The organism is Sphingomonas sp. BL-S-30, from assembly GCF_055521475.1.
In genome coordinates this window covers 167,053-187,821 of sequence record NZ_CM145481.1, presented here as the reverse complement: position 1 = coordinate 187,821, position 20,769 = coordinate 167,053, and the positions used below count along the sequence as shown (strand labels likewise).

Sequence of the window (20,769 nt, the reverse complement as noted above, 5' to 3'; positions counted from 1 at the left end):
GCTAGAAAACGCCACGCACAAGGAATGCGAACCGTCTATCGGTGTCCGTCCAGCTGTAGCGCGGCTTGAGATCGGGATCGCCGACATCAAGGAAAGTCCGCGCGTTCAGCAGGTTCGTGCCCTGCACACCAATCTTGAAATGCTTGTCGATCGAATAGAGGATCGACCCGTCGAGCTGGCCGTATTTCTCCGACCAGACCGGGAAGTTGATGTTCGCCGCCGAGGTCGTCAGCAGATAGCTCGACCGCCAGTTATAGGCGAGCCGCGCCGATATCCCGTATTTCTCGTAGATGCCCGCCACGTTGAACGAGTATTTGGAAAGGCCCTCGAGCGGCAGGTTCGGCCTGATCGCATTGGTCGTCTGGTTCGAATCGAACACATTGACCGCGGTATTCCTGCCGCCGGAGCTGTCGACATAGGTGAAGTTGCCCTGGAAGCCGAGGCCGCTGAGCGGCCCGGGCAGCATGTCGAAAAACTGGGTATAGGCGACCTCGAAACCCTTGATCTTGCCGTGCGCGCCATTCGTCTGTTGGGTCACGTCGAAGGTCAGCGTCTGCCCGCCGCTCGTATAGGTCTGCGAGGCGACGCCCGCGAAGATATAGTTGCTGATGTCCTTGTAGAAGCCCGCCAGGGTCAGGCTGTTCGATTTCGAGAAATACCATTCCAGGCTGACGTCGAACTGGTTCGATCGTGTCGGCCTGAGATCGGGATTCCCCGCCGTGCCGGTGAAAGCCGTCACCCGGCCGCCCGCGCCCGTGCCGTTGGCGATGCCAGTGGCGGAGTCGAAACTGAACCCGAGGGTGGTGAAGGGATTGAGCTGCGCGAAGGTCGGCCGGACGATCGCCTGGGCGGCCGCCAGGCGGAGCTGCAGATTGTCCTGGAGGAAGAAGCGCAGATTCAGACTGGGCAGCACATCGGTATAGGAGCCGCTATGCGCCTGAGTCAGTCCGCCGATATTGCCGCCGGAAAAGGCGACGGCGCTGGCCAGCAGGTTGCAATCGGCCTGGGTGACCGTCTGCCCCGCCCTCGGCCCCGACGTGATCGGAGTCCCGACGGTGCAGCCCGCCGTGGGTGCCGCGACCCGGATCGCCGAACCGGTCGCGCCGGTGTCGGTGTTGACGACGCGAACGCCGATATTGCCATCGAAATGAAGGCCGCCATCCGAGCCGAAACGGAGCAGGGCGTAACCGGCCCTGGTCTTCTCGCTCTGGTTGTTGATGCCACCGCTGACATTGTCGGCGCCCGGCGCGGCGAGCGAATAATCGCTGCTGAGCGGGGTCCAGCCCCAGCCGCCGGATTCAGTGCTCTTCAGGTAATTATAGGCATTGGCGGTGCCGTTGCTGACCAGCGCGTTGCTCGGGAACCAGAAACTGCTGCCGATGGCCGGCACCTTGCCGCGGAAGAAGTTGCTGTAGGTGAACAGCTCCGACTGCCCCGGAAGCCCGGGCGCCTGGGGCCCGCCGGCATAGCCCGTCTGGTTGAGATAGACCGGGTTCCCGGTCGCGCCCCAATATTGCTCGCTGAGCAGCGCCCAATTGTAGCCGGTCTGGCGGGTGATCGCCGTGCGATCGGTGCCGCGCGCGCCCAGCCGGAAGGATTTCAGGAACGGGTTGTCGATGAAGCTATATTCCACATCGGCGCGCTCGGCCCATTCATGCGCCTCATTGTCCTCGATATGGTCCATCGCCGCGGCCCACCAATAGCTGCTCTGGTTGGCCCAGGTGCCGAAGCTGGCGCCCGGCCCGGCGGTGGGCGTGACGGTCAGCGAGGGGTCGTCGCCGCGGAAATCGAACTTGAAGGTGCCGAGCGTGTTGGTCTGGGTGAAGGCGGTCATGCTCACCACCTGCGCCGTCGACTTCACATATTGGACATCGGCGCTGAACGCCCAATGCTCATCGGGCGTCCAGCGCAGGTTGAGCGAATAATCCTGCGTCTTCTTGTGCTGCGACCCGAACCGCGTATCCGGATTGATCTGGCGATTGGTGATCGTGCCCGAGGAGAGCTCGCGGTTCGGGCCGAAAGTATAGGTTCCGATGTCGGGTGAATTGGCCGCGACCGACGGCCCGGCATAATCGCCGACCGCATGTTCGATATCGTGCGGGTCCGCCTGGCTGATCAACGCTTCGCCGGTCAGCAGCAAGGTCTCGCTCGGTTTCCACTGCACCGATCCGACAAAGGCCGTCCGCTTCTGCTCCCAGTCGATCTGGCGGAAACCCATGCCGTTGGGAACAAAAACGGTCGTCCCCGCGGACACGCCGTCCTGCGCCTTGCCGAGGGGCGCCGCATCGTAACGGCCGGCCGAGATGCTGTCGGTGCGATTGCCGATATTGCCGATGCTGTACGACAGCAGCACGCCGATCTCGCCGAGCGGGGTCGACCAGCGATCGCTGGCCAGCACATTGCCCGACCAGAAACCTTTTTTCCGAAGATCGGCATAATTATAGTCGCCCGACGCCGCGAGGACGAGGCCTGTGGAATCGAACGGCTTGCGCGTGCGCAGGTTGACGATGCCGCCGATGCCGCCCTCGACCAGTTCGGCCGATGGGTTCTTGTACACGTCGACGCCGGCGAGCAGGTCCGACGATACATCTTCGAAGCTCAGACCGCGGCCATTGTTCGCCGAGAAGACGTCACGGCCGTTGAGCTCGGACCGCACCCAGGAAAGACCGCGGATGAACACGCCGCCGCCTTCGGACGACAGGCGGGCAGGGTCGCGATTCTCGTTGGTGCGCTGGAGCGTGATGCCGGCGATGCGCTGCAATGCTTCCGACACCGAACGGTCCGGCAGCGCGCCGATATCCTGCGCGGTGATCGAATCGACGATCTGCTCGGCATTCTGCTTGCGCGCCTGGGCAGTCTGCAGCGAGGCGCGAATGCCGGTGACGACGATATCGCCCTTGGTATCGGTCGAGAGCGCCGAGTCCTGCTCGGACGCCTGGGCGTCGGGCCCCTGGCCCGCGCCGCCGCCGCCGCCGCCGGCCTGGCCGGCAGCATCGGCGATGGCGGTCTGCGCCAGAGCGGGCACCGGCAGCATCATCGCCGCGATCACCAGCGACGATGCGCCGAGGTGCCGGCGCCGAAAGGCAGCCATCGACCGGGCCGGTCCAGAAGCGATTTCATCGAATAGCATCAAAAGGGTCCCCTCCCCGTGAAGTCGGCACCGTTCGCGGTGCCCGTCATCCATTGGTCTCGTCGGCAGGATCGCTGCGATCGAAGCACGTTCGTCCGCCGGAGCCCGTCCGGCGCGTCTGACAGTGGCAATTCGATTAAGCCTTCGATCCTCCCGATAGGCGGCGCTTGAGCGCTCGTTCTGCCCTCATTGTCTAGCACTGGTAAAAACGATTTTCAAGCATGAGACGTACGTTGTCATATTGCAGCGCAGCATAATTGGGCCGCTGCAGTGCAGCAGATTACGTGCCGTGAAATGTTCAAGGACACCGGTGTCTATCCCCTGACTGGATGGCCTATCGCTAGAAATTATTCGCATATGCAGCATAGACGATAATGCGATTATTTTTACATGTGAGTATCTTTTTCACAAATCGCGCAGGTTTTCTGGTGGAATGCGTCCTGAAAGAGCTATGCTCGTCCATCACGAGTCCCGGGCAAAAAACCGGGAGGGAGCAGGATCATCAGGGCAATCCGCGAAGTCGACCCGGCCATGTTCCGATCGGTGATCGCCGAGGCGCGGCCCGCCGTGCTGCGCGGGCTGGTCGCCGACTGGCCTGCCGTTGCCGAGGGTCGGCGCAGCGCCGCCGACCTCGCCCGGTATCTGTCAGCGATGGACAGCGGCAAGCCGGCCGGCTGCGTGGTGGGAGCGCCCGCCATCGGCGGCCGCTTCTTCTACCGCGACGACATGACCGGTTTCAATTTCGGGCGGCGCGATGCCCGGGTGAGCGACGTGGTCGGCCAGTTGCTCCACCAGGCGGCCACTACCGAACCGCTCGCCATCGCGATGCAGTCGGCGCCAACCGACGACGTGCTCCCCGGTTTTGCCGACGCCAATCCGATGCCGCTTTTGCCCGACGTGCGTCCGAGGATCTGGATCGGCAACGCCATCCAGGTCGCGACGCACTATGACTCCAACGACAATCTGGCCTGCGTCGTCGGTGGGCGGCGGCGCTTCACGCTGTTCCCGCCCGATCAGATCGCGAACCTCTATGTCGGCCCGCTCGAGATGACGCCAGCGGGCGCGCCGGTCAGCATGGTCGATGTCGAGGCGCCCGATCTCGACCGCTATCCGCGTTTCGCCCAGGCGCTGGAGGCAGCGGAGACGGCGGAGCTCACGCCGGGCGACGCGATCTACATCCCTTATTTCTGGTGGCATGCGGTACGCTCGCTCGATCCGCTGAGCATGCTGATCAACTATTGGTGGAACGACATCCGCGAAGCAACCTCACCGCTGAACGCGCTGCTTCACGCGCTCCTCGCGATGGGCGATCTGCCGGCGGAACGGCGTGCGATCTGGAAGGGCATGTTCGATCATCTCGTCTTCCAAGCGAACGGCGACCCCGCCGGGCATCTGCCCGAGCATGTGCGCGGCGTGTTCGGCACGCTCAGCCCGGAGCAGCGCCGCGACCTCACCGCTCACCTCGCCCGCTCGCTGGCGGACAAGCCCTGACGCCGCTCAACGGCGCTTGCGGGCAAGGACATGGTCGATCGCCGCCTGCGCGATCGGTGCCATGCGGGCATAGCCAGTCGGCAGCGGATGAAGGCCATCGCGCGTCAGGTCGCGCTGAAGCAGGCCGTGCCCGTCAGCCATCGCAGCATGATAATCGGCGAAGCCATAGCCGCGCGTCCGGCAAAATGCCTTCAGCCAGGCGTTGAGCGCGCGGATCACCGCCGGATCGCGTTCCTTCAGCATGTCGCGCGCATTGTCCGTATAGTTGTTCACCGGCATGACCGATCCGAACACGACCGCGATGCCGTGCCGGTCGGCGAGGTCGGCCATCGCCTCGTAATTGGCTTCGATCTGTTGCTCGGTCTCCTGCTGCAGCACGCCGTGCAGATCGTTGACGCCCGCGAGGATCACTACCGCCGAGGGGCGCAGCGCGATGACATCCTGATGGAAGCGCAACAGCATTTGCGCGGTGACCTGGCTGCCGATGCCGCGATTGACATAGGGCTTGCCGGGAAAGGCCCTGGACAGGTCCCAGAGATCCGTGATCGAATCTCCAAGGAAGACGACACGGCGCTCGCCCGGCCTGGGCGGCGGCAGCGCGCGGTTCGCGGCGGCGTAGAGATAGCGCTCGCCGAAATCCTGCATCAGACTCGGCACCAGCGTCGCGCGGAATGGGCCGAGCCAGGGGCCCCAGTCCTTCTCGACGACCGTCCGTCGTTCGGGCGAGCTTTGATAATGATCCTGCGCCGACAGCGGCGCCGCGATCGCCAGCGCGGCAGCCAGCCAGACCAGTACCCTCATGCCGCGAACATGCCCTTGCGCGCCGCATAGGTAGCGAGCAGCCGCGGCCAGCTCATCACGGGCAGGGCCTGAGGAGCACGCACGCCGAAGCCATGCCCGCCTTCGTCGAACACGTGCAGCTCGGCCGGGCGCCCCGCAGCGAGCAGGGCCGCATACAGCGCCAGGCTGTTCTGGACCGGGACCAGCCCGTCGTCCGAGGCATGGACGAGGAAGATCGGCGGCGTGCGTGCATCCACCCGCATCTCGATCGAATGGCGCTGCCGCTCGGCGACCGGAGCGCCCTTGCCCAGCAGATCGTCACGCGATTCGATATGCGTAAAGGGTGCGGCCATCGACAGCACCGGATAGATCAGCGCGGCGAGATCGGGGCGCGCCGACAGCCGGTCAGCCTCATCCACTGGTTTGTAGAGCGCTTCGGCATGGCGTGTCGCGAGCGACCCGGCGAGGTGACCGCCCGCCGAGAATCCCAGCACCGCGACCCGCGCGGGATCGATCCCGAAGCGCTGTGCCCCTGCGCGGATGAGCCGCATCGCGCGTTGGGCATCCTGCAGTGGCACCTCGCTGCGGTCGCCCCATCCCTCGACCGGCAGGCGGTAGCGCAGAATGAAGGCAGTCACCCCGCGCTCGTTGAGCCAGCGCGCCTGTGATGTTCCCTCATTGTCATAAGCGAGGAAACGGTAGCTGCCGCCGGGCACCACCAGCACTGCGGCGCCATTGGGCCGCGCCGGTCGGCACACCACCAGCACCGGTCGGTCGACTCCGGTCAGCCAGCGATCGGGATGCGCCGGGTCCTTCGACTGATCGTCATTCTTCGGCCGGATCACGGTACCGCGATCGCCCGGAACCGCGCCGGGCCACAAAGGCACCGTCTCTTCCCCGGCAAAGGGCTGGCCCATGGCGGCGCCGGGCACCAGCGCAAGCGTCGCCCCGGCTTGCAGCACGGCACGGCGTGACATGTCGACCATCCCCATCTCTCCCTTCGCCGCGCCTGGATGCGCGCTTGTCGTGGCGTTTGATAGGCCAGACACACCGCGCGCCGCAATGCACTTAATCACTGGTGAAAACGTGTTTCACATTTCACAATGACGAAACGATCGGCTATCACTGGTCAAAGCACGCCGCCGCGACCGGCGAGCAGGCATGGGGAGGATTGAGCATGCCGTTGTCAGGCACCACCATCGACGGAACCGCGCCGTCGATCGCCGTGGCCCCGGACCCCACCGACACCACCAGCCGCCGGGCGCTGATCCTGGTGATCGGGCTGTTCTTCCTCTGGGGCGTCGCGAACAATCTCAACGACGTGCTGATCGCGCACTTCCGCCACGTCTTCTCGCTCGGCGATTTCCAGTCGGGGCTGGTGCAGTCGGCCTTCTATCTCGGCTATTTCTGCTTCGCGATTCCGGCCGCCCTGTTCATGCAGCGCTTCGGCTACAAGGCCGCAGTGATCTTCGGGCTTGGCCTGTTCGGGCTTGGCGCGTTGCTGTTCTGGCCGGCCTCGACCGCGCTCAGCTATCGCTTTTTCCTGCTCGCCCTGTTCGTGATCGCAAGCGGGCTCGCCTTTCTCGAGACCGCCGCGAATCCGATGGTGGCTGAGCTTGGCCCACCCGAAAGCGCCGAGCGCCGGCTGACCTTCGCCCAGGCCTTCAACCCGCTCGGCTCGATCACCGGCGTGACGCTAGGCGCCTTGCTGATCCTGCCCGCCGGCGACAGCGCGCAATCGGCCATCGCCGACACCCAGGCGGTGCGGCTGCCTTATATGTTGATCGCAGCCGTCGTGCTCGGCTGGGCGGCCTTGCTGGCGATCACCCGTTTCCCGACCCGGGCGTTGCGCCCGCGCGAAACCGGGCCTGGCAGCCTCGCCGGCTATCGCGCCCTGCTCGGACGGCCGCACTATCTGTTCGGGGTCGCAGCGCAATTCTTCTATGTCGGCGCGCAGGTCGGGGTGTGGAGCTATCTGATCCGCTATGTCGATGCGGCCCTGCCCGGTTTCGGTCAGCGCAACGCCGCCTGGCTGCTGACCGCCTCGCTTGCCTTGTTCATGCTCGGCCGTTTCGTCGGCAGCGCGCTGCTCGCACAGATCAGCGGGGCGCGGCTGATGCTCGGCTTCGCGGGGATCAACGCGCTGCTCTGCCTGCTTGCCACCATGATCGGCGGACCGGTCGGCGTCGCCGCGCTGGTCGCCACCAGCTTCTTCATGTCGGTCATGTACCCGACGATCTTCGTGCTGGCGCTGCGCGACCTCGGGCCGCTGACCAAGCCCGGTGCGTCGCTGGTGGTGATGGCGATCATCGGCGGCGCGGTCATCACCGCACTGATGGGCGTCGCTTCGGACCACGCCGGCACGATCCGCGCGGCAATGGCGGTGCCGGCGCTGTGCTTCGCTGTGGTGGCGCTTTTCGCGCGGAGCCATCTGGGTGCCCGCGCTTGATCGACGCTCATGTCCATATCTGGCACCTCGGCCGCAATGACTGCACCTGGCCGACCGCTGATCTCGCCGCGATTCACCGCGATCACGAGCTGGTGGAGATCGAGCGGCTGGCTGCGCCGCTCGGTGCAACCGCCATGATCCTGGTCCAGAGCCAAGAGAGCGACCGCGATACCGACTGGTTGCTCGGTCAGGCTGCCGCCTCGCCGTTCGTTACGGGCGTCGTCGGCTGGGTCGATCTCGCCACCACCGATATCGGGGCTCGGCTTGACGCGCTGATCGCGGCGGGGCCGCTGGTCGGGATTCGGCCGATGATGCAGGATCTGCCTGCCGATGCCTATGACGATCCGGCGCTGGCTGCGGGGCTGACGGCGCTCGCCGATCGGGACCTGACCCTCGACGCGCTGATCCGGCCCGGACACCTGCCGGCGCTCGGCCGTCTTGCCGATCGGCATCCGCGCCTGCGCATCGTGATCGATCATGCCGCCAAGCCCGAGATCGGCGCTGGCGGCCATGACCGCTGGCACGAGGCGATCGCGCCGCTGGCCCGGCATCCCCTGATCGCCTGCAAGCTTTCCGGCCTGCTGACCGAGACGGCCCCGGACCAGCCCCCCGAGGCCGTGCTTGACTATATCCGCGCGGTCCATGCGCTGTTCAGCGGCGACCGGCTGATCTGGGGCAGCGACTGGCCGGTGATCAACCTGCGCGGCGACTATGCCGCCTGGCTGGCGCTCGCCCGGGGTGCGATCCCGACCAGCGAGCATGATGCCGTCTTCGGTCGCAACGCGCGCGCCTTCTATCCCCGGACACGGACATGAGCATCGCCCTCCCCCGCCTCGGCATGGGCACGGCGGCGATCGGCAATCTCTATCGTGCCGTGTCCGACGAAGAGGCGCAGGCGACCGTCAGCGCGGCCCTCGGAGCGGGCATCGGCTATTTCGACACCGCGCCGCATTATGGCTTCGGCCTGGCCGAGCGGCGGCTGGGTGCGGCCCTCGCCGGGCATGATGCGATCGTCTCGACCAAGGTCGGCCGCCTGCTCGAGCCAACCTCTGCTCGCGGGACGCGGCACGGGTTCGTCGATGCCGATCCGTTCGAGCCCGTGTTCGATTACAGCGCCGACGGCATCCGGCGATCGCATGAGGCGAGCCTGAAACGCCTGCGCCGCGACCGGGTCGAAATCCTGCTGGCGCACGATCTCGGCGTGGTGACTCATGGCGACCGGCACGAGCATCACCGCCGTGCCTTTCTCGACGGCGGTTATGCGGCAATGCGCGCGCTGCGCGATACCGGTGCGGTCGACGCGATCGGCATCGGCGTCAACGAAGTCGCGATCTGCCTCGACCTGCTGCCGCGCGTCGCGCTGGACGTGATCCTGCTCGCCGGCCGCTATTCGCTGCTCGATCGCGGCGCCGATGCACTGTTCGAGCTGTGCGCCGAGCGCGGTGTCCGCGTGATCATCGGCGGCCCGTACAATAGCGGTATTCTCGCGCGTCATGATCTCGGCGGCGGCAGTGGATTGCATTACGACTATGCGCCGCCTTCGCCCGACATGCTGGCGCACGCTCGACAACTGGCGGCGATGTGCGCGGCGCACGGTGTGCCGCTTCCCGCCGCCGCGTTGCAATTCCCGCTTCGCCATCCGCAAGTCGCGACGGTTATCCCGGGTATTGTCGGCGTCCCCCAGTTGCGCGACACGCTGGTGCGGCTGGCCACGCCGATCCCCGAGGCGCTGTGGACGGCGCTCGACCAGGCAGACATCCCCCTTCGACAAGAGGCATCATGACTCAGCGACTAGCCGGAAAGACCACCCTCATCACTGCCGCCGGACAGGGCATCGGACGCGCTTCGGCCCAGTTGTTCGCCGCGGAAGGCGCGACCGTGATCGCGACCGATCGCGAGCCCGCTACCCTGGCCGGGCTGGACGGCATCGACTGCCGCGCGCTCGACGTGACCGATCCCGCCGCGATCCTGGCGTTGCGCGATGCGATCGGGCCAGTCGACATCCTGTTCAACGTCGCCGGCGTCGTGCAGGGCGGCACCATCCTCGACTGCGACGAAGCCGCCTGGGCCTTTTCGATCGATCTCAACATGACCGCGATGTACCGCACGATCCGCGCCTTTCTGCCGGGCATGCTCGACAGGGGCGGGGGGGCGATCGTCAACATATCGTCGATCGCCAGCTCGGTGAAGGGCATCCCCGATCGCTTCGCCTATGGCGCGACCAAGGCCGGCGTGATCGGCCTCACCAAGGCCGTCGCCGCCGATTTCGTCGGCCGTGGCATCCGCTGCAACGCGATCTGCCCCGGCACGGTCGACACGCCCTCGCTCCAGCAGCGGCTGCACGACACGGGCGATTATGAGGCAGCACACCGCGCCTTTATCGGTCGCCAGCCGATGGGCCGGCTCGGCCGCGCCGAGGAGATCGCCGCGCTGGCGCTCTACCTCGCCAGCGACGAGGCGAGCTTCACCACCGGGGCGGTGCATGTCATCGACGGCGGCTGGATCAACTAGGTGCGTCACGTCCTGCTGATCGACCTGATCGACGAGGCGGAAGCGATCGCGCGGTACGAGGCATGGCATGCGGCCGGTGCCCTGCCGCCACCCATCGGCGAGAGCATCAGGCGGGCGGGCATCACCGGCATGGAGATCTACCGCACCGGCAATCGCCTGGTCATGGTGATGGAGACCAATGCCGATTTCGACCCTGCGGCCAAGGCGGCGGCGGACACCATCGATGCCGCGGTACAAGCCTGGGAAACGCGGATGGACAGTGTCCAGCGCCCGCTATCCTGGGCCAGCGACGGCGCCAAATGGACGACCGCCACGCGCATCTTTTCGCTGGCTGAGCAGCCCTGACGGATTCGTGACGCGGCGCTGGCGCAACCAAAACAGTCAATTTAGGTTAAGCACGCTGGCTGGCCGTCGAGGCCGGTGAAAACAAGGGGCGGTCGCTTTACCGATGAATGATGTCGTCGCGGATTCAGAACAGCGCCGGCGCGAGGCCCTGGCGCGGTACAACATTCTGGACACGCCCCCCGAAGCGATCTTCGACGACGTCGCGCGGCTCGCCGCCGACCTGTGCGAAACGCCGATCGCGGTCGTAAACCTGATCGGCGAGGGCCGGCAATTCTTCAAGGCCGAGGTCGGGCTCGGCGTGCGCGAGACCCCGCTGGAAACCTCCTTTTGCGTCCATGCCCTGCTTGAGGAAGATTTCCTGCTGGTACCCGATACCAGCGCCGATCCGCGCTTCGCCGGCAATCCGTTGGTCACGGGCGCGCCGCACCTGCGCTTCTATGCCGGCGCGCTGCTGAAGACGCCCGACGGCCATGCGATCGGCACGCTCTGCGTCCTGGATACGAAACCGCGCGCGCTGAGCGACCTGCAGCAGCGCACGCTGAAGGTCCTGGCGGGACAGGTGATGAGCCAGCTCGACCTCCGGCTCGCGCTGCGCCAGCGCGACGAGAAGGAAGGCCAGTACCGCACCCTGTTCGATTCGATGGACGAGGGCTTCTGCATCATCGAATTCCTCGACGGGCCGCACGGACCGCTCAGCGACTATGTCCATGTCGAGGCCAATGCCGCTTATGCCCGCCATGCCGGCATTCCCGATGTCGTCGGGCAAAAGGTCCGCGACATGGTGCCGCTCGAAGCGGGCGACTGGGTGGCGCGCTACGGCACGGTGCTCGAAACCGGCACGCCGATCCGCTTCGAGCGCGAGCTGGAAGCGACCGGGCGCTATTTGTCGCTGTCGGCTTTCCGGATCGAGCCGCCGGAGCGCCGCCAGGTCGCGGTGCTGTTCCAGGACATCACCGCCCGCCGCGCGGCGGAGCTCGAGCTGGTGCGGCTCAACGCCACGCTGGAATCGCGCGTCGACGAGGCGCTGGCCGAACGCAAGATCCTGGCCGATATCGTCGAGGGCACCAATGCCTTCGTCCAGGTGGTCGACGCGGACTATCGCCTGCTGGCCGTCAACGGCGCCTCGGCGGCCGAGTTCGAGCGCGTCTTCGGCATCTATCCCAAGGTCGGCGACAGCCTGCTCGATCTCCTCGCCGACCAGCCCGAGAGCCAGGCCGCCGTACAGGCGATGTGGAGCCGGGCGCTTGCCGGCGACGAGTTCACCGCCGTCGCCGAGTTCGGCGATCCCGGTCGTGATCGGCGCCATTACGAGATGCGCTTCAACGCGCTGCGCGACAAGGACGGGCGCCAGATCGGCGCCTATCAGTTCGTCCATGACGTGAGTGAACGACTGCGCGAACAGGACCGACTGCGCGATGCCGAGGAAGCGCTGCGTCAGGCGCAGAAGATGGAAGCGGTCGGCCAGCTGACCGGCGGCCTGGCGCATGACTTCAACAATCTGCTCGCCGGCATCTCGGGTGCGTTCGAGATGATCGGGACGCGGCTGGCGCAGGGGCGTGGCAGCGATGTCGAGCGCTATCTGTCCGCCGGCCAGGGCGCCACGCGGCGGGCGGCGGCGCTGACTCACCGGCTGCTCGCCTTCTCCCGCCGCCAGACCCTGTCGCCCAGGCCGGTCGTCATCAACCGCCTCATGGCGGAGCTGGCCGAACTGGTGCGCCGCACGGTCGGCCCCTCGATCGCGGTCGAGACGGTCGCGGCGGGCGGTCTCTGGCCGAGCCTGGTCGATGCCAACCAGCTCGAGAACGCAATCCTCAACCTGTGCATCAACGCCCGCGACGCCATGCCCGACGGCGGCAGGATCACGATCGAGACTGGCAACAAATGGCTCGACGCGCGCTCCGCCGCCGAGCGCGGGCTTGTTCCCGGACAATATGTCACGGTGTGCGTCAGCGACACCGGGACCGGCATCGAGAAGGACGTGCTCGACCGCGTGTTCGACCCCTTCTTCACCACCAAGCCGGTCGGCGAGGGAACCGGCCTTGGCCTCTCGATGGTCTATGGTTTTGCCCGCCAGTCGCACGGCCATGTCCGCATCTATTCCGAGGTGGGCCAGGGGACGATGGTCTGCATCTATCTTCCCCGCCATTTCGGCGAGGAAGACGTGCAGGGTGACGAGAGCGACGCGGCCGGCTCCCCGCAGGGCAGCGGCGAGCGGATCCTCGTCGTCGACGACGAACCGACGATTCGCATGCTCGTCGTCGATGCGCTTGGCGAGCTCGGCTATCACTGCGCCGAGGCGGCCGACGGTCCGGAAGGTCTCAGGGTGCTGCAGTCGAGCGACCGGTTCGACCTGCTGATCACGGATGTCGGCCTGCCCGGCGGGCTGAACGGCCGCCAGGTCGCCGACGCGGCGCGCGCGCTTCGTCCCGATCTGCGCGTCCTGTTCATCACCGGCTATGCCGAAAACGCGGTGCTCAATCACGGCCATGTCGAGCGCGGCATGGAGATTCTCACCAAGCCGTTCGCGGTGAGCGATCTTGTCGCACGAGTCGAACGACTGCTGCGCGGGGTGTTGCCGAGGGCTTGAGTTGGGTAGGTGAGCGGCCGAGATCAGGCAACGAAGTCAGTCCACGCTCCGCTGTCAGGCCATCGCAGTCCTAGGCGCGCTTGCCCACGATTACCGCCAAGGTAACGGACGCGGCAATCGCGACGATCGTTTCCGAAATAGAATGGCTGTTCCATTCCCAGACTTCGAGGCCAGCAAAGGCCGGCATATTTGCGCGGCGGCCGCCCCCGAACTGTTCAATCCATTGATATTCGCGCTGGGTTATCTCACGCATGACGCAGACAGCGGCACCGGCGAAGCAACCGATCCAGATCGACGCCCTGGCAGGTGCCCGGAACAGATGGCCTATGCCCCAACACGCCAGCTGGATACCAATCGAGATCGGAACATGTGCGAGCATGTCAATCGAACGCCTCATCGCAGTGGGTTGCACTATGGAAACATATCGGTTCCGCCATCCTTGACCAGCGCGTCGATCGCCACCAGTCCTTCCAGCAGTCCTTCCAGCCGATCGAGCGGCCAGCTATTAGGTCCGTCGGATAGCGCGCGATCGGGATCGGGGTGGGTTTCCATGAAAAGGCCCGATATCCCCGCCGCCACCGCCGCTCGGGCGAGAAGCGGCACGAATTCGCGCTGGCCACCCGAGCGATCGCCCTGCCCGCCCGGAAGCTGCACCGAGTGAGTCGCGTCGAATACCACCGGGCATCCGGTGTCCCGCATGATCGCGAGGCTGCGCATGTCCGACACGAGGTTGTTGTAGCCAAAGCTGGCACCGCGTTCGCACACCATGAAATTATCGGTCGGAACACTCGCTGCTTCGGCAGCGGCGCGTGCCTTGGCAACGACATGAACCATGTCTCCGGGAGCAAGGAACTGCGCCTTCTTGATATTGACCGGCTTGCCCGATGCCGCGACCGCCGCGATGAAATCGGTCTGCCGCGCCAGAAAGGCGGGCGTCTGCAGCACGTCGACGACATCCGCCGCCATCCTGACCTGATCCTCCGTATGGACATCAGTCAGGACGGGAAGTCCTGTTTCCTCCCGCACCTTCTCCAGGATGCGCAGCCCTTCTTCGATGCCAGGGCCGCGAAAGGACGTTCCTGAACTGCGATTGGCCTTGTCGAAGGAGCTCTTGTAGATCAGCAGAACGCCCAGCCTGTCGGCAATTCCGGCGAGCTTCGTCGCCGTTTCAATCGCGAAGACCTCGCTTTCGATGGCACAGGGGCCGGCGATGAAAAAAATGCGCCGATTTGGACCAATCTCTTTCCCGCACAGACGCATGTTACCCCCTTCTCGCTTGCCCGCAGGTGGCCTGTCTCTTTAGAGCAACAAGCGATCGCGTTGCGAGGCCTTGCGCTGCAGAAACACTGGAAGTCAACGTGATAGCACTTTAGAAGGTGACCGATCGGTTTGCTGCGCTGTGGGTTTTGGGGAGTTTTATGCAGGCGACGGCTGCAAGTATATTAGACGAGTCGGGTTTGCTTTCCGCACTCCGTACAACGCGGATTGAGATTGATGCGCTCCAGGCCTTTGCTGAGGCGTTGCGCGCGCCGCCGCTACGTTATGGCTTTGTCAACGCAATATCCGCGATCAGCGCCTTGTCGGGGCGCCTGATCGTCACCGGCATGGGGAAGAGCGGATTGGTCGGCCGCAAAATTGCAGCGACCATGACATCGACCGGCACGCCTTCGCTGTTCCTGCATTCCAGTGAAGCGAGCCATGGCGATCTCGGGATGATCGGCCTCGACGATATCGTGTTCGCCTTGAGCTGGTCGGGCGAGACGACCGAGCTCGGCGATATCATTGCCTATTGCCGGCGCTTCGGCGTGAAGCTGATCGTCGCGACCGCAAATGCAGACAGCACAGCAGGCCGGGCGGCCGATATCTGCCTCGCCCTGCCCTCGGTTCGCGAGGCATGCCCGAACGAGCTGGCGCCAACATCGTCGACCACGGTCCAGGCGGTGCTTGGCGATGCACTTGCAGTGGCGCTCATTGAGCGGCGCGGCTTCACCCGGTCCGATTTCCTGACGTTCCATCCCGGCGGCCGGCTCGGCGCGCAATTGACGACGGTTGCGCAGTTGATGGCGCGGGGCGACAATGTACCGATGGTACGGGGCGGCGCCACCTTGCTCGATGCGACCTTCGAGATGAGCCGCAAGCGCTATGGGTGCACCGCAGTCGTCGACGATGACGACCACCTCGTCGGCGCTTTTACCGATGGCGACCTGCGACGCAGCTTCGCGAGCAAACACCTTGGCGACGATATCCGCGAGCATATGAATGCGTCGCCGATCTCGGTAGGCCCGGAAACGCTGACATCGGATGCCCTTCGAATCCTTAACGACAACGCTGTGTCAGTCCTTTTCGTTTGCGAGAATATGCGTCTGGTCGGGGTGATTCATCTCCACGACATCCTGCGTGCGGGCGTTGCCTGATAGCATTTCGCCCGACCTGATTGTGGTCCCCGCGCGGTTCGCGTCCCAGCGGCTGCCGGGCAAGCCGCTTATCCAGATCGCGGGTCGGACCTTGCTGTCGAGGGTTGTGGCCGTCGCCCAGGAGGGCGCACGCCGCGTCGGCAACACCGATGTCATCGTGGCCACCGATGACGTTCGCATCCTGGACCATGCCCGAAGCCTGGGCTGCGACGCCGTCCTGACCGATGCTGCGATCAGCTCCGGTTCGGGGCGCGCCTGGGCGGTGGCGCGCGATCGCGAGATCGCGCCCGCGATTGTCGTGAACTTGCAGGGTGACGCACCCTTCGCGCAGCCGGTGATGATTGCCGCGCTCATCGCCGCGCTGCGTCGTTCGAGCTGTGCGGTGGCGACGCCCGTCGTGCAGCTTTCCTGGGACGCGCTCGATGCGCTACGCGGGCACAAACTGGCCTCACCCTTCAGCGGCACGACCTGCGTGCGGCACGCGGACGGCCGCGCATTGTGGTTTTCGAAGTCGGTAATTCCCTCGATCCGCGGCGAAACGCAGCTCCGGGACCAGAACCCGCTTTCGCCCGTGTTCCGGCATGTCGGGCTCTATGCGTATCGCTTCTCGGCATTGGACCGCTTCGAAAACACCGCGCCGACGCCGTACGAACTGCTCGAAGGCCTTGAGCAGCTGCGCTTCCTCGAGTCGGGCGAAGATATTCTGACAGTAGAAGTAGCCGCATCTCCGCACGCCATGTCCGGCATCGACACCAGGGATGATGTCGCGCTGGCGGAAAGCCTCATCGCGCAGCATGGCGAACCTTCTCAATCATGGATCTGATCGTCACGATCGTCCGACATGGCAACACGTTCGGCTCCGGCGAGGCCCCCCGCAGGATCGGCGCGCGCACTGACCTGCCGCTCGTGCCGAGCGGTCATGAGCAGGCACATGCGCTCGGCGCGTCGTTCGCCCGACAGGGCCGTCGATTCGACCGCGCCCTGGCGGCAGCGCTGGAGCGGACTCAGGCGACGATCGCCGATATTCTCGCTCATCTGCCGGATACTCCCGTCGTCGAGTCCGCCCATTGGCTGACGGAGATCGATCATGGCCCGGATGAGGGGCAGACCGAGGACAATGTCGTCAGCAGGATCGGGCACGAAGCGCTCTCTGCCTGGGATGCGGAGGCAAACGCGCCAGATGGGTGGATCGTCGATGCCGACCAGCGGATCCAGGGCTGGCAGGATTTGTGGCGAGCGGGCGAAGGCCAGGTGTTGATCGTGACCAGCAATGGCGCGGCGCGCTTTGCGTTGCTATCCGATCCGGCGCTGGCGAGTCAGGCGGCTGGGCTTCCCTCACTCAAGCTGCGAACCGGCGCCTATGGCCTGATCGCCCGTGAACGAGGCAAGCTCCGACTCCTCGCCTGGGATCAGCGACCCTGACCATAGCTTGCATCGGAAGCAGCATTGCGGGAAAGCCGGGCGATGACACGCGCCCGATCCCTGCCATCGACGTTATGGACTCGCCGTCGTCCGCAACGAGGCGCCTGCGCGTGAGCGCGGCGGGACCAGTGCGAGCCGCTGTGATGGAGACGAGCAGGCCGCTGCTTCGCGCGCCGCCATTTCCCGGAGCGGATGCGTCGGTCACCCAGCCATGCGGAGCCGTCACCGCGGACCTCACGCCCGACGCGATCGACCAACTCTTTGCGGTGATCCGCGATGCGCGCGTCGGGGGAGCCTTCTGGGCACCACATAGCCAGGACAGCAGGGCGACCTTGATCCTCCGCGCCCGCTCGTCGACCGAAGTCGATTCCACGCTGGCGGCACTGCCGGAGGCGGAGCGCGCCTCAACATTGTGGGTTCCTCCAGCCAGTGACGCCGGCCGAGTCGTTCCCACCCCCGCCGTTTCCCAGGGGTTCGTTGCGACCGGGCCGATCGACCCCTGGTCCGTCCTGGATCGCGGAGTCGCGCTGGTTGCCCATGGTGACGACGAGTGGGTCGCGCTTGGGGTGATTGCTGGTGCGCGGGTGCATCTCCTGTCAGAGGGCCGGTTCGGCGCGCCTGGCGACGACGTCGCCCGGCTGCGAAGCATTGTCGCCGGAGACCTGATGTGCGTCCGTTATCGGGACCCCTTTTTCGCAAGGGAAACGAGTATCGAGGCGGTGGTGGCATTGCTCTCCGAATGGCGCGGAATGTTCGAAGCCAATCGCACGATCATCGCGGCATGCGGATTCAGCTGGTGGAAGCGTCCGGAAATTGCGCGGTTCCTGTGGACACCCGAGCACGCGCTGCGGTTCTTCTGGTCCGAAAGGCGAGCACTCGCTTACGCCGCCCGGCATGGCGGTGCGGTCGCGATATGGCCGTCGCGCGTATCCGGTAACATGGCCGCGACGGCGGCGGCGAAGAGCGTGGCGTTGATCCGCGTCGAGGACGGATTCATTCGGTCGGCGGGCCTTGGCAGCAATCTCGTGCCGCCGTCCTCGGTCGCGGTCGATCGGCGCGGCATCCATTATGATCCGGGTGGGCCGAGCGACCTCGAAGCCCTCCTCGCCGACTCAGACTTCCCGCCCGCGTTGCTCGCCCGGGCCGCGCGATTGCGTACGACGATTCTGGAGGCGGGAATCAGCAAATATGGCAGCGACGCCGGCCATGCCTTCCCTGCTCGCCGGAATGGAAGCCGACTGGTACTCGTACCGGGTCAGGTTGAAGACGACATGTCGGTCCGCCTGGGCGGCGGGGGGGTGTCGACCAATCTGGAGCTGTTGCGCCGCGCCCGCGCGCGGGAGCCCGATGCGGAAATCTGGTTCCGTCCACACCCCGACGTGATTGCGGGGCATCGCAAAGGCGCAGTCAGCGAAGCGGATGCGCTCGAATATGCCGACCGCATCGTCCAGGGCGGCGGGATGGCGGCGTTATTGGATCAGGTCGATGCCGTCCACGTACTGACGTCTCTGACCGGATTCGAGGCGTTGCTGCGCGGGCGCGAGGTGGCGTGCCACGGTACGCCCTTCTATGCCGGCTGGGGACTGACCCGCGATTTCGCACCTGTGCCAGGTCGGCGCGGACGTCATCTGACGCTGGAGCAACTGATCGCAGCGGTGCTGATCGTCTATCCGCGCTATCTCGACCCGGTGACCGGCCTGCCCTGCGCGCCCGAGGTCCTGATTCAACGCATCGGCCAGGGAGCGGCCCGCAATCGCCTGGGGTGGGTGACGCGTTTTCGTCAGATGCAGGGCCGGTTGCGGGGGCAACGGGCCTGATGGCCAGGCAAGTCGTCCTCGACCTGTCTCGCCTGGTGTCGCGTGCGCGGCATCACACGCCATCGGGCGTCGATCGCGTTGAGATGGCCTATGCGCGCGGGCTGCACGCGCGGCTCGGCGACGGGCTCCGCTTTGCGGCGGTGCACCCGTTTGGCCTGTATGGCAGGCTGCCGAATCCAAAGGCACTGCGCTTTCTCGACACGTTGGAAAGGCGCTGGGAAAATCAGGAGGGTGGCGTCGAGAGGCGTCCGCTCGTTGAAGTGCTCCCGACATTGCTGGGACTTTTGCCGGAGGTGGCACGCGGATCGCCCGGAAGCGTCTATGTTCAGGCGTCGCCCCATCATCTTACCAGGCCGGCGTTGGTCAGGCGCATTCTGGCGCGGGAACGGGCGCGATTCCTCTGCCTGGTGCATGATTTGATTCCGATCGAATATCCCGAATATGCGCGTACCGACGGCGCCAGGTTGCACAGGCGCCGGATCGAGACGATCGCAGAGCTTGCCGATAGCGTCATCGTAAATTCGGGCGCGACGGGCGAGTCGCTGCGCCCTTGGCTCGATCGGACCGGCCGAAATGTCGCGATGCGCGTCGCGCTGCTCGGCACGCACGACATTCCCATTCCTTCGCTTACCCCGGCAACGCCGACCGAGCCCTATTTCATTTGCGTGGGCACGATCGAGCCGCGCAAGAATCACCTGCTGTTGCTCAACTTGTGGCGGGCATTGGCGGTCGCGCTGCCGCCGGGCAGCGTCCCGCGCCTGATCATCGTCGGCCGACGCGGCTGGGAGAATGAGCAGGTAATCGATATGCTCGAACGCTGCACCGCGCTCCAGGGACATGTTGAGGAGCTCAACGGGTGTTCAGACCAGCGCATGCGGGCACTGCTGCGCGGCGCGCGCGCGCTGCTGCTGCCCTCCTTCGCGGAAGGCTATGGGATGCCGGTCGCCGAGGCATTGTCGATGGGGACGCCGGTGATCTGCAGCGATCTGCCCGCGCTGCGCGAGGCAGGGGGCGGAGTGCCCGACTTTCTCGATCCGCTGGATGGCCCAGCCTGGAGCGCACACATTCTCGATCACTTCCGTGCTGGCCCGCTCCATGCCGCACAGATGCAGCGCCTGGTGCAGTGGCGCGCGCCCACTTGGGATGATCACATCGCCACCGTGTGCGATGCCATCCGGGAACTGCAGCAGTGAGCGATCGCCCGGTGCGTTCGCTCAGGGCCGTTTTGCTGGAATGTCCGTTCCGAAGACACGATCCCAGAATGTGGCCGTGATCGAGAAATTGCCTTCCTGCTTGGCGTAATGGTGCCGGATATGGTGGCGTCGCAGCTGGCGCAGCACTGGGCTCCGCATCGGCAGCTGGTGGCATGCATAATGAATGGCGTCGTACACGACATAGCCGATCCCGAAGCCCAGATAGACCACTGATCCCGGCGGTCCCAGGAGCATCCAGAATCCGAGCCAGATCAGGGCAGACAGGACGACGCTGACCATCGGCGGCATGATGTTGCGGTATCGATCGCCCGGAGCCTCATGGTGGTTGCCATGCGTCAGAAAAATCAACCAGCGCCCAAATTCCGACTTCAGCTTCAGATGGAAGATGAAACGGTGCATCGCATATTCGAACAGGGTCCAGATCAGACCGCCAAGAAGCACGAGCGCGAGTGACACCGGCAAGCTCGCGACCCCCCAGCTCGCATAGAATGCAAGGCCGAGAAATACCGTCCACGTCAGCGCGAACGCAAGCGGCGATACCAGGGTCAGTCGTTCCAGCAAATCGTTGCGAAACAACCTGATACGCGGCGAGGCAGACCTGTACTTCAT

General features: G+C 65.5%; 18 protein-coding genes. 12 read left to right on the top strand and 6 right to left on the bottom strand.

The features are described from left to right. Position 1: 1 nt before the first annotated feature. Positions 2-3,091 (bottom strand): TonB-dependent receptor, encoded by a 3,090-nt coding sequence (locus ACZ1I5_RS00760; RefSeq protein ID WP_465171836.1) that lies wholly within the window; start codon positions 3,089-3,091, stop codon positions 2-4. A gap of 570 nt (positions 3,092-3,661) precedes the next feature. Between ACZ1I5_RS00760 and ACZ1I5_RS00755 the strand changes: the two genes are divergently transcribed. Then, complete coding sequence (locus tag ACZ1I5_RS00755) at positions 3,662-4,621, top strand: cupin-like domain-containing protein (protein WP_465171835.1); 960 nt, start codon at positions 3,662-3,664, stop codon at positions 4,619-4,621. A gap of 6 nt (positions 4,622-4,627) precedes the next feature. On the opposite strand, the gene ACZ1I5_RS00750 is transcribed toward ACZ1I5_RS00755, so the two are convergent. Continuing rightward, positions 4,628-5,422 (bottom strand): GDSL-type esterase/lipase family protein, encoded by a 795-nt coding sequence (locus ACZ1I5_RS00750; RefSeq protein ID WP_465171834.1) that lies wholly within the window; start codon positions 5,420-5,422, stop codon positions 4,628-4,630. Further along, positions 5,419-6,387 carry an alpha/beta hydrolase gene (locus ACZ1I5_RS00745; protein WP_465171833.1) on the bottom strand — a complete coding sequence of 323 codons (969 nt, stop codon included), beginning with the start codon at positions 6,385-6,387 and terminating at the stop codon, positions 5,419-5,421. Before ACZ1I5_RS00745 ends, ACZ1I5_RS00750 begins: the two co-directional genes overlap by 4 nt. 191 nt (positions 6,388-6,578) lie before the next feature. Here ACZ1I5_RS00745 and fucP point away from each other — a divergent pair, with 191 nt between their 5' ends. The 6 genes from fucP to ACZ1I5_RS00715 all read left to right on the top strand — a co-directional run bounded on the left by fucP (position 6,579) and on the right by ACZ1I5_RS00715 (position 13,293). Continuing rightward, positions 6,579-7,850: an L-fucose:H+ symporter permease gene (fucP, locus tag ACZ1I5_RS00740; RefSeq protein ID WP_465171832.1), complete on the top strand. Its 1,272-nt coding sequence runs from the start codon at positions 6,579-6,581 to the stop codon at positions 7,848-7,850. After that, the gene (locus ACZ1I5_RS00735; protein ID WP_465171831.1) at positions 7,847-8,665 is read left to right on the top strand and encodes an amidohydrolase family protein; all 819 of its coding nucleotides are present in this window, start codon (positions 7,847-7,849) and stop codon (positions 8,663-8,665) included. Before fucP ends, ACZ1I5_RS00735 begins: the two co-directional genes overlap by 4 nt. Continuing rightward, positions 8,662-9,633, top strand: a complete 972-nt coding sequence (locus tag ACZ1I5_RS00730) for an aldo/keto reductase (RefSeq protein ID WP_465171830.1) — start codon at positions 8,662-8,664, stop codon at positions 9,631-9,633. The genes ACZ1I5_RS00735 and ACZ1I5_RS00730 overlap by 4 nt, the downstream gene beginning before the upstream one ends. Further along, positions 9,630-10,361 carry an SDR family oxidoreductase gene (locus tag ACZ1I5_RS00725; protein WP_465171829.1) on the top strand — a complete coding sequence of 244 codons (732 nt, stop codon included), beginning with the start codon at positions 9,630-9,632 and terminating at the stop codon, positions 10,359-10,361. Before ACZ1I5_RS00730 ends, ACZ1I5_RS00725 begins: the two co-directional genes overlap by 4 nt. Beyond that, on the top strand, positions 10,362-10,706 hold the full coding sequence (locus ACZ1I5_RS00720; RefSeq protein ID WP_465171828.1) for an L-rhamnose mutarotase: 345 nt from the start codon (positions 10,362-10,364) through the stop codon (positions 10,704-10,706). Between the two features lie 103 nt (positions 10,707-10,809). Then, positions 10,810-13,293, top strand: coding sequence for a PAS domain-containing protein (locus tag ACZ1I5_RS00715; RefSeq protein ID WP_465171827.1), 2,484 nt, complete (start codon positions 10,810-10,812; stop codon positions 13,291-13,293). A gap of 70 nt (positions 13,294-13,363) precedes the next feature. Here the strand turns inward: ACZ1I5_RS00715 and ACZ1I5_RS00710 are convergent, their stop codons facing one another. Beyond that, positions 13,364-13,672 carry a hypothetical protein gene (locus tag ACZ1I5_RS00710; RefSeq protein ID WP_465171826.1) on the bottom strand — a complete coding sequence of 103 codons (309 nt, stop codon included), beginning with the start codon at positions 13,670-13,672 and terminating at the stop codon, positions 13,364-13,366. A 32-nt stretch (positions 13,673-13,704) separates the two neighbouring features. Beyond that, entirely contained in the window at positions 13,705-14,553 is an 849-nt protein-coding gene (kdsA, locus tag ACZ1I5_RS00705) for a 3-deoxy-8-phosphooctulonate synthase (protein WP_465171825.1), read from the bottom strand. A gap of 158 nt (positions 14,554-14,711) precedes the next feature. On the opposite strand from kdsA, the gene ACZ1I5_RS00700 reads away from it, so the two are divergent. The 5 genes from ACZ1I5_RS00700 to ACZ1I5_RS00680 all read left to right on the top strand — a co-directional run bounded on the left by ACZ1I5_RS00700 (position 14,712) and on the right by ACZ1I5_RS00680 (position 20,139). Beyond that, complete coding sequence (locus tag ACZ1I5_RS00700) at positions 14,712-15,707, top strand: KpsF/GutQ family sugar-phosphate isomerase (RefSeq protein ID WP_465173869.1); 996 nt, start codon at positions 14,712-14,714, stop codon at positions 15,705-15,707. After that, positions 15,700-16,530 (top strand): 3-deoxy-manno-octulosonate cytidylyltransferase family protein, encoded by an 831-nt coding sequence (locus ACZ1I5_RS00695; RefSeq protein WP_465173868.1) that lies wholly within the window; start codon positions 15,700-15,702, stop codon positions 16,528-16,530. Before ACZ1I5_RS00700 ends, ACZ1I5_RS00695 begins: the two co-directional genes overlap by 8 nt. After that, the gene (locus ACZ1I5_RS00690) at positions 16,521-17,129 is read left to right on the top strand and encodes a histidine phosphatase family protein (protein WP_465171824.1); all 609 of its coding nucleotides are present in this window, start codon (positions 16,521-16,523) and stop codon (positions 17,127-17,129) included. The genes ACZ1I5_RS00695 and ACZ1I5_RS00690 overlap by 10 nt, the downstream gene beginning before the upstream one ends. Before the next feature lie 143 nt (positions 17,130-17,272). Next, positions 17,273-18,946, top strand: a complete 1,674-nt coding sequence (locus tag ACZ1I5_RS00685) for a capsular polysaccharide export protein, LipB/KpsS family (protein WP_465171823.1) — start codon at positions 17,273-17,275, stop codon at positions 18,944-18,946. Then, positions 18,946-20,139: a glycosyltransferase family 4 protein gene (locus tag ACZ1I5_RS00680; RefSeq protein WP_465173867.1), complete on the top strand. Its 1,194-nt coding sequence runs from the start codon at positions 18,946-18,948 to the stop codon at positions 20,137-20,139. The genes ACZ1I5_RS00685 and ACZ1I5_RS00680 overlap by 1 nt, the downstream gene beginning before the upstream one ends. A 21-nt stretch (positions 20,140-20,160) precedes the next feature. On the opposite strand, the gene ACZ1I5_RS00675 is transcribed toward ACZ1I5_RS00680, so the two are convergent. Continuing rightward, the gene (locus ACZ1I5_RS00675; RefSeq protein WP_465171822.1) at positions 20,161-20,769 is read right to left on the bottom strand and encodes a sterol desaturase family protein; all 609 of its coding nucleotides are present in this window, start codon (positions 20,767-20,769) and stop codon (positions 20,161-20,163) included.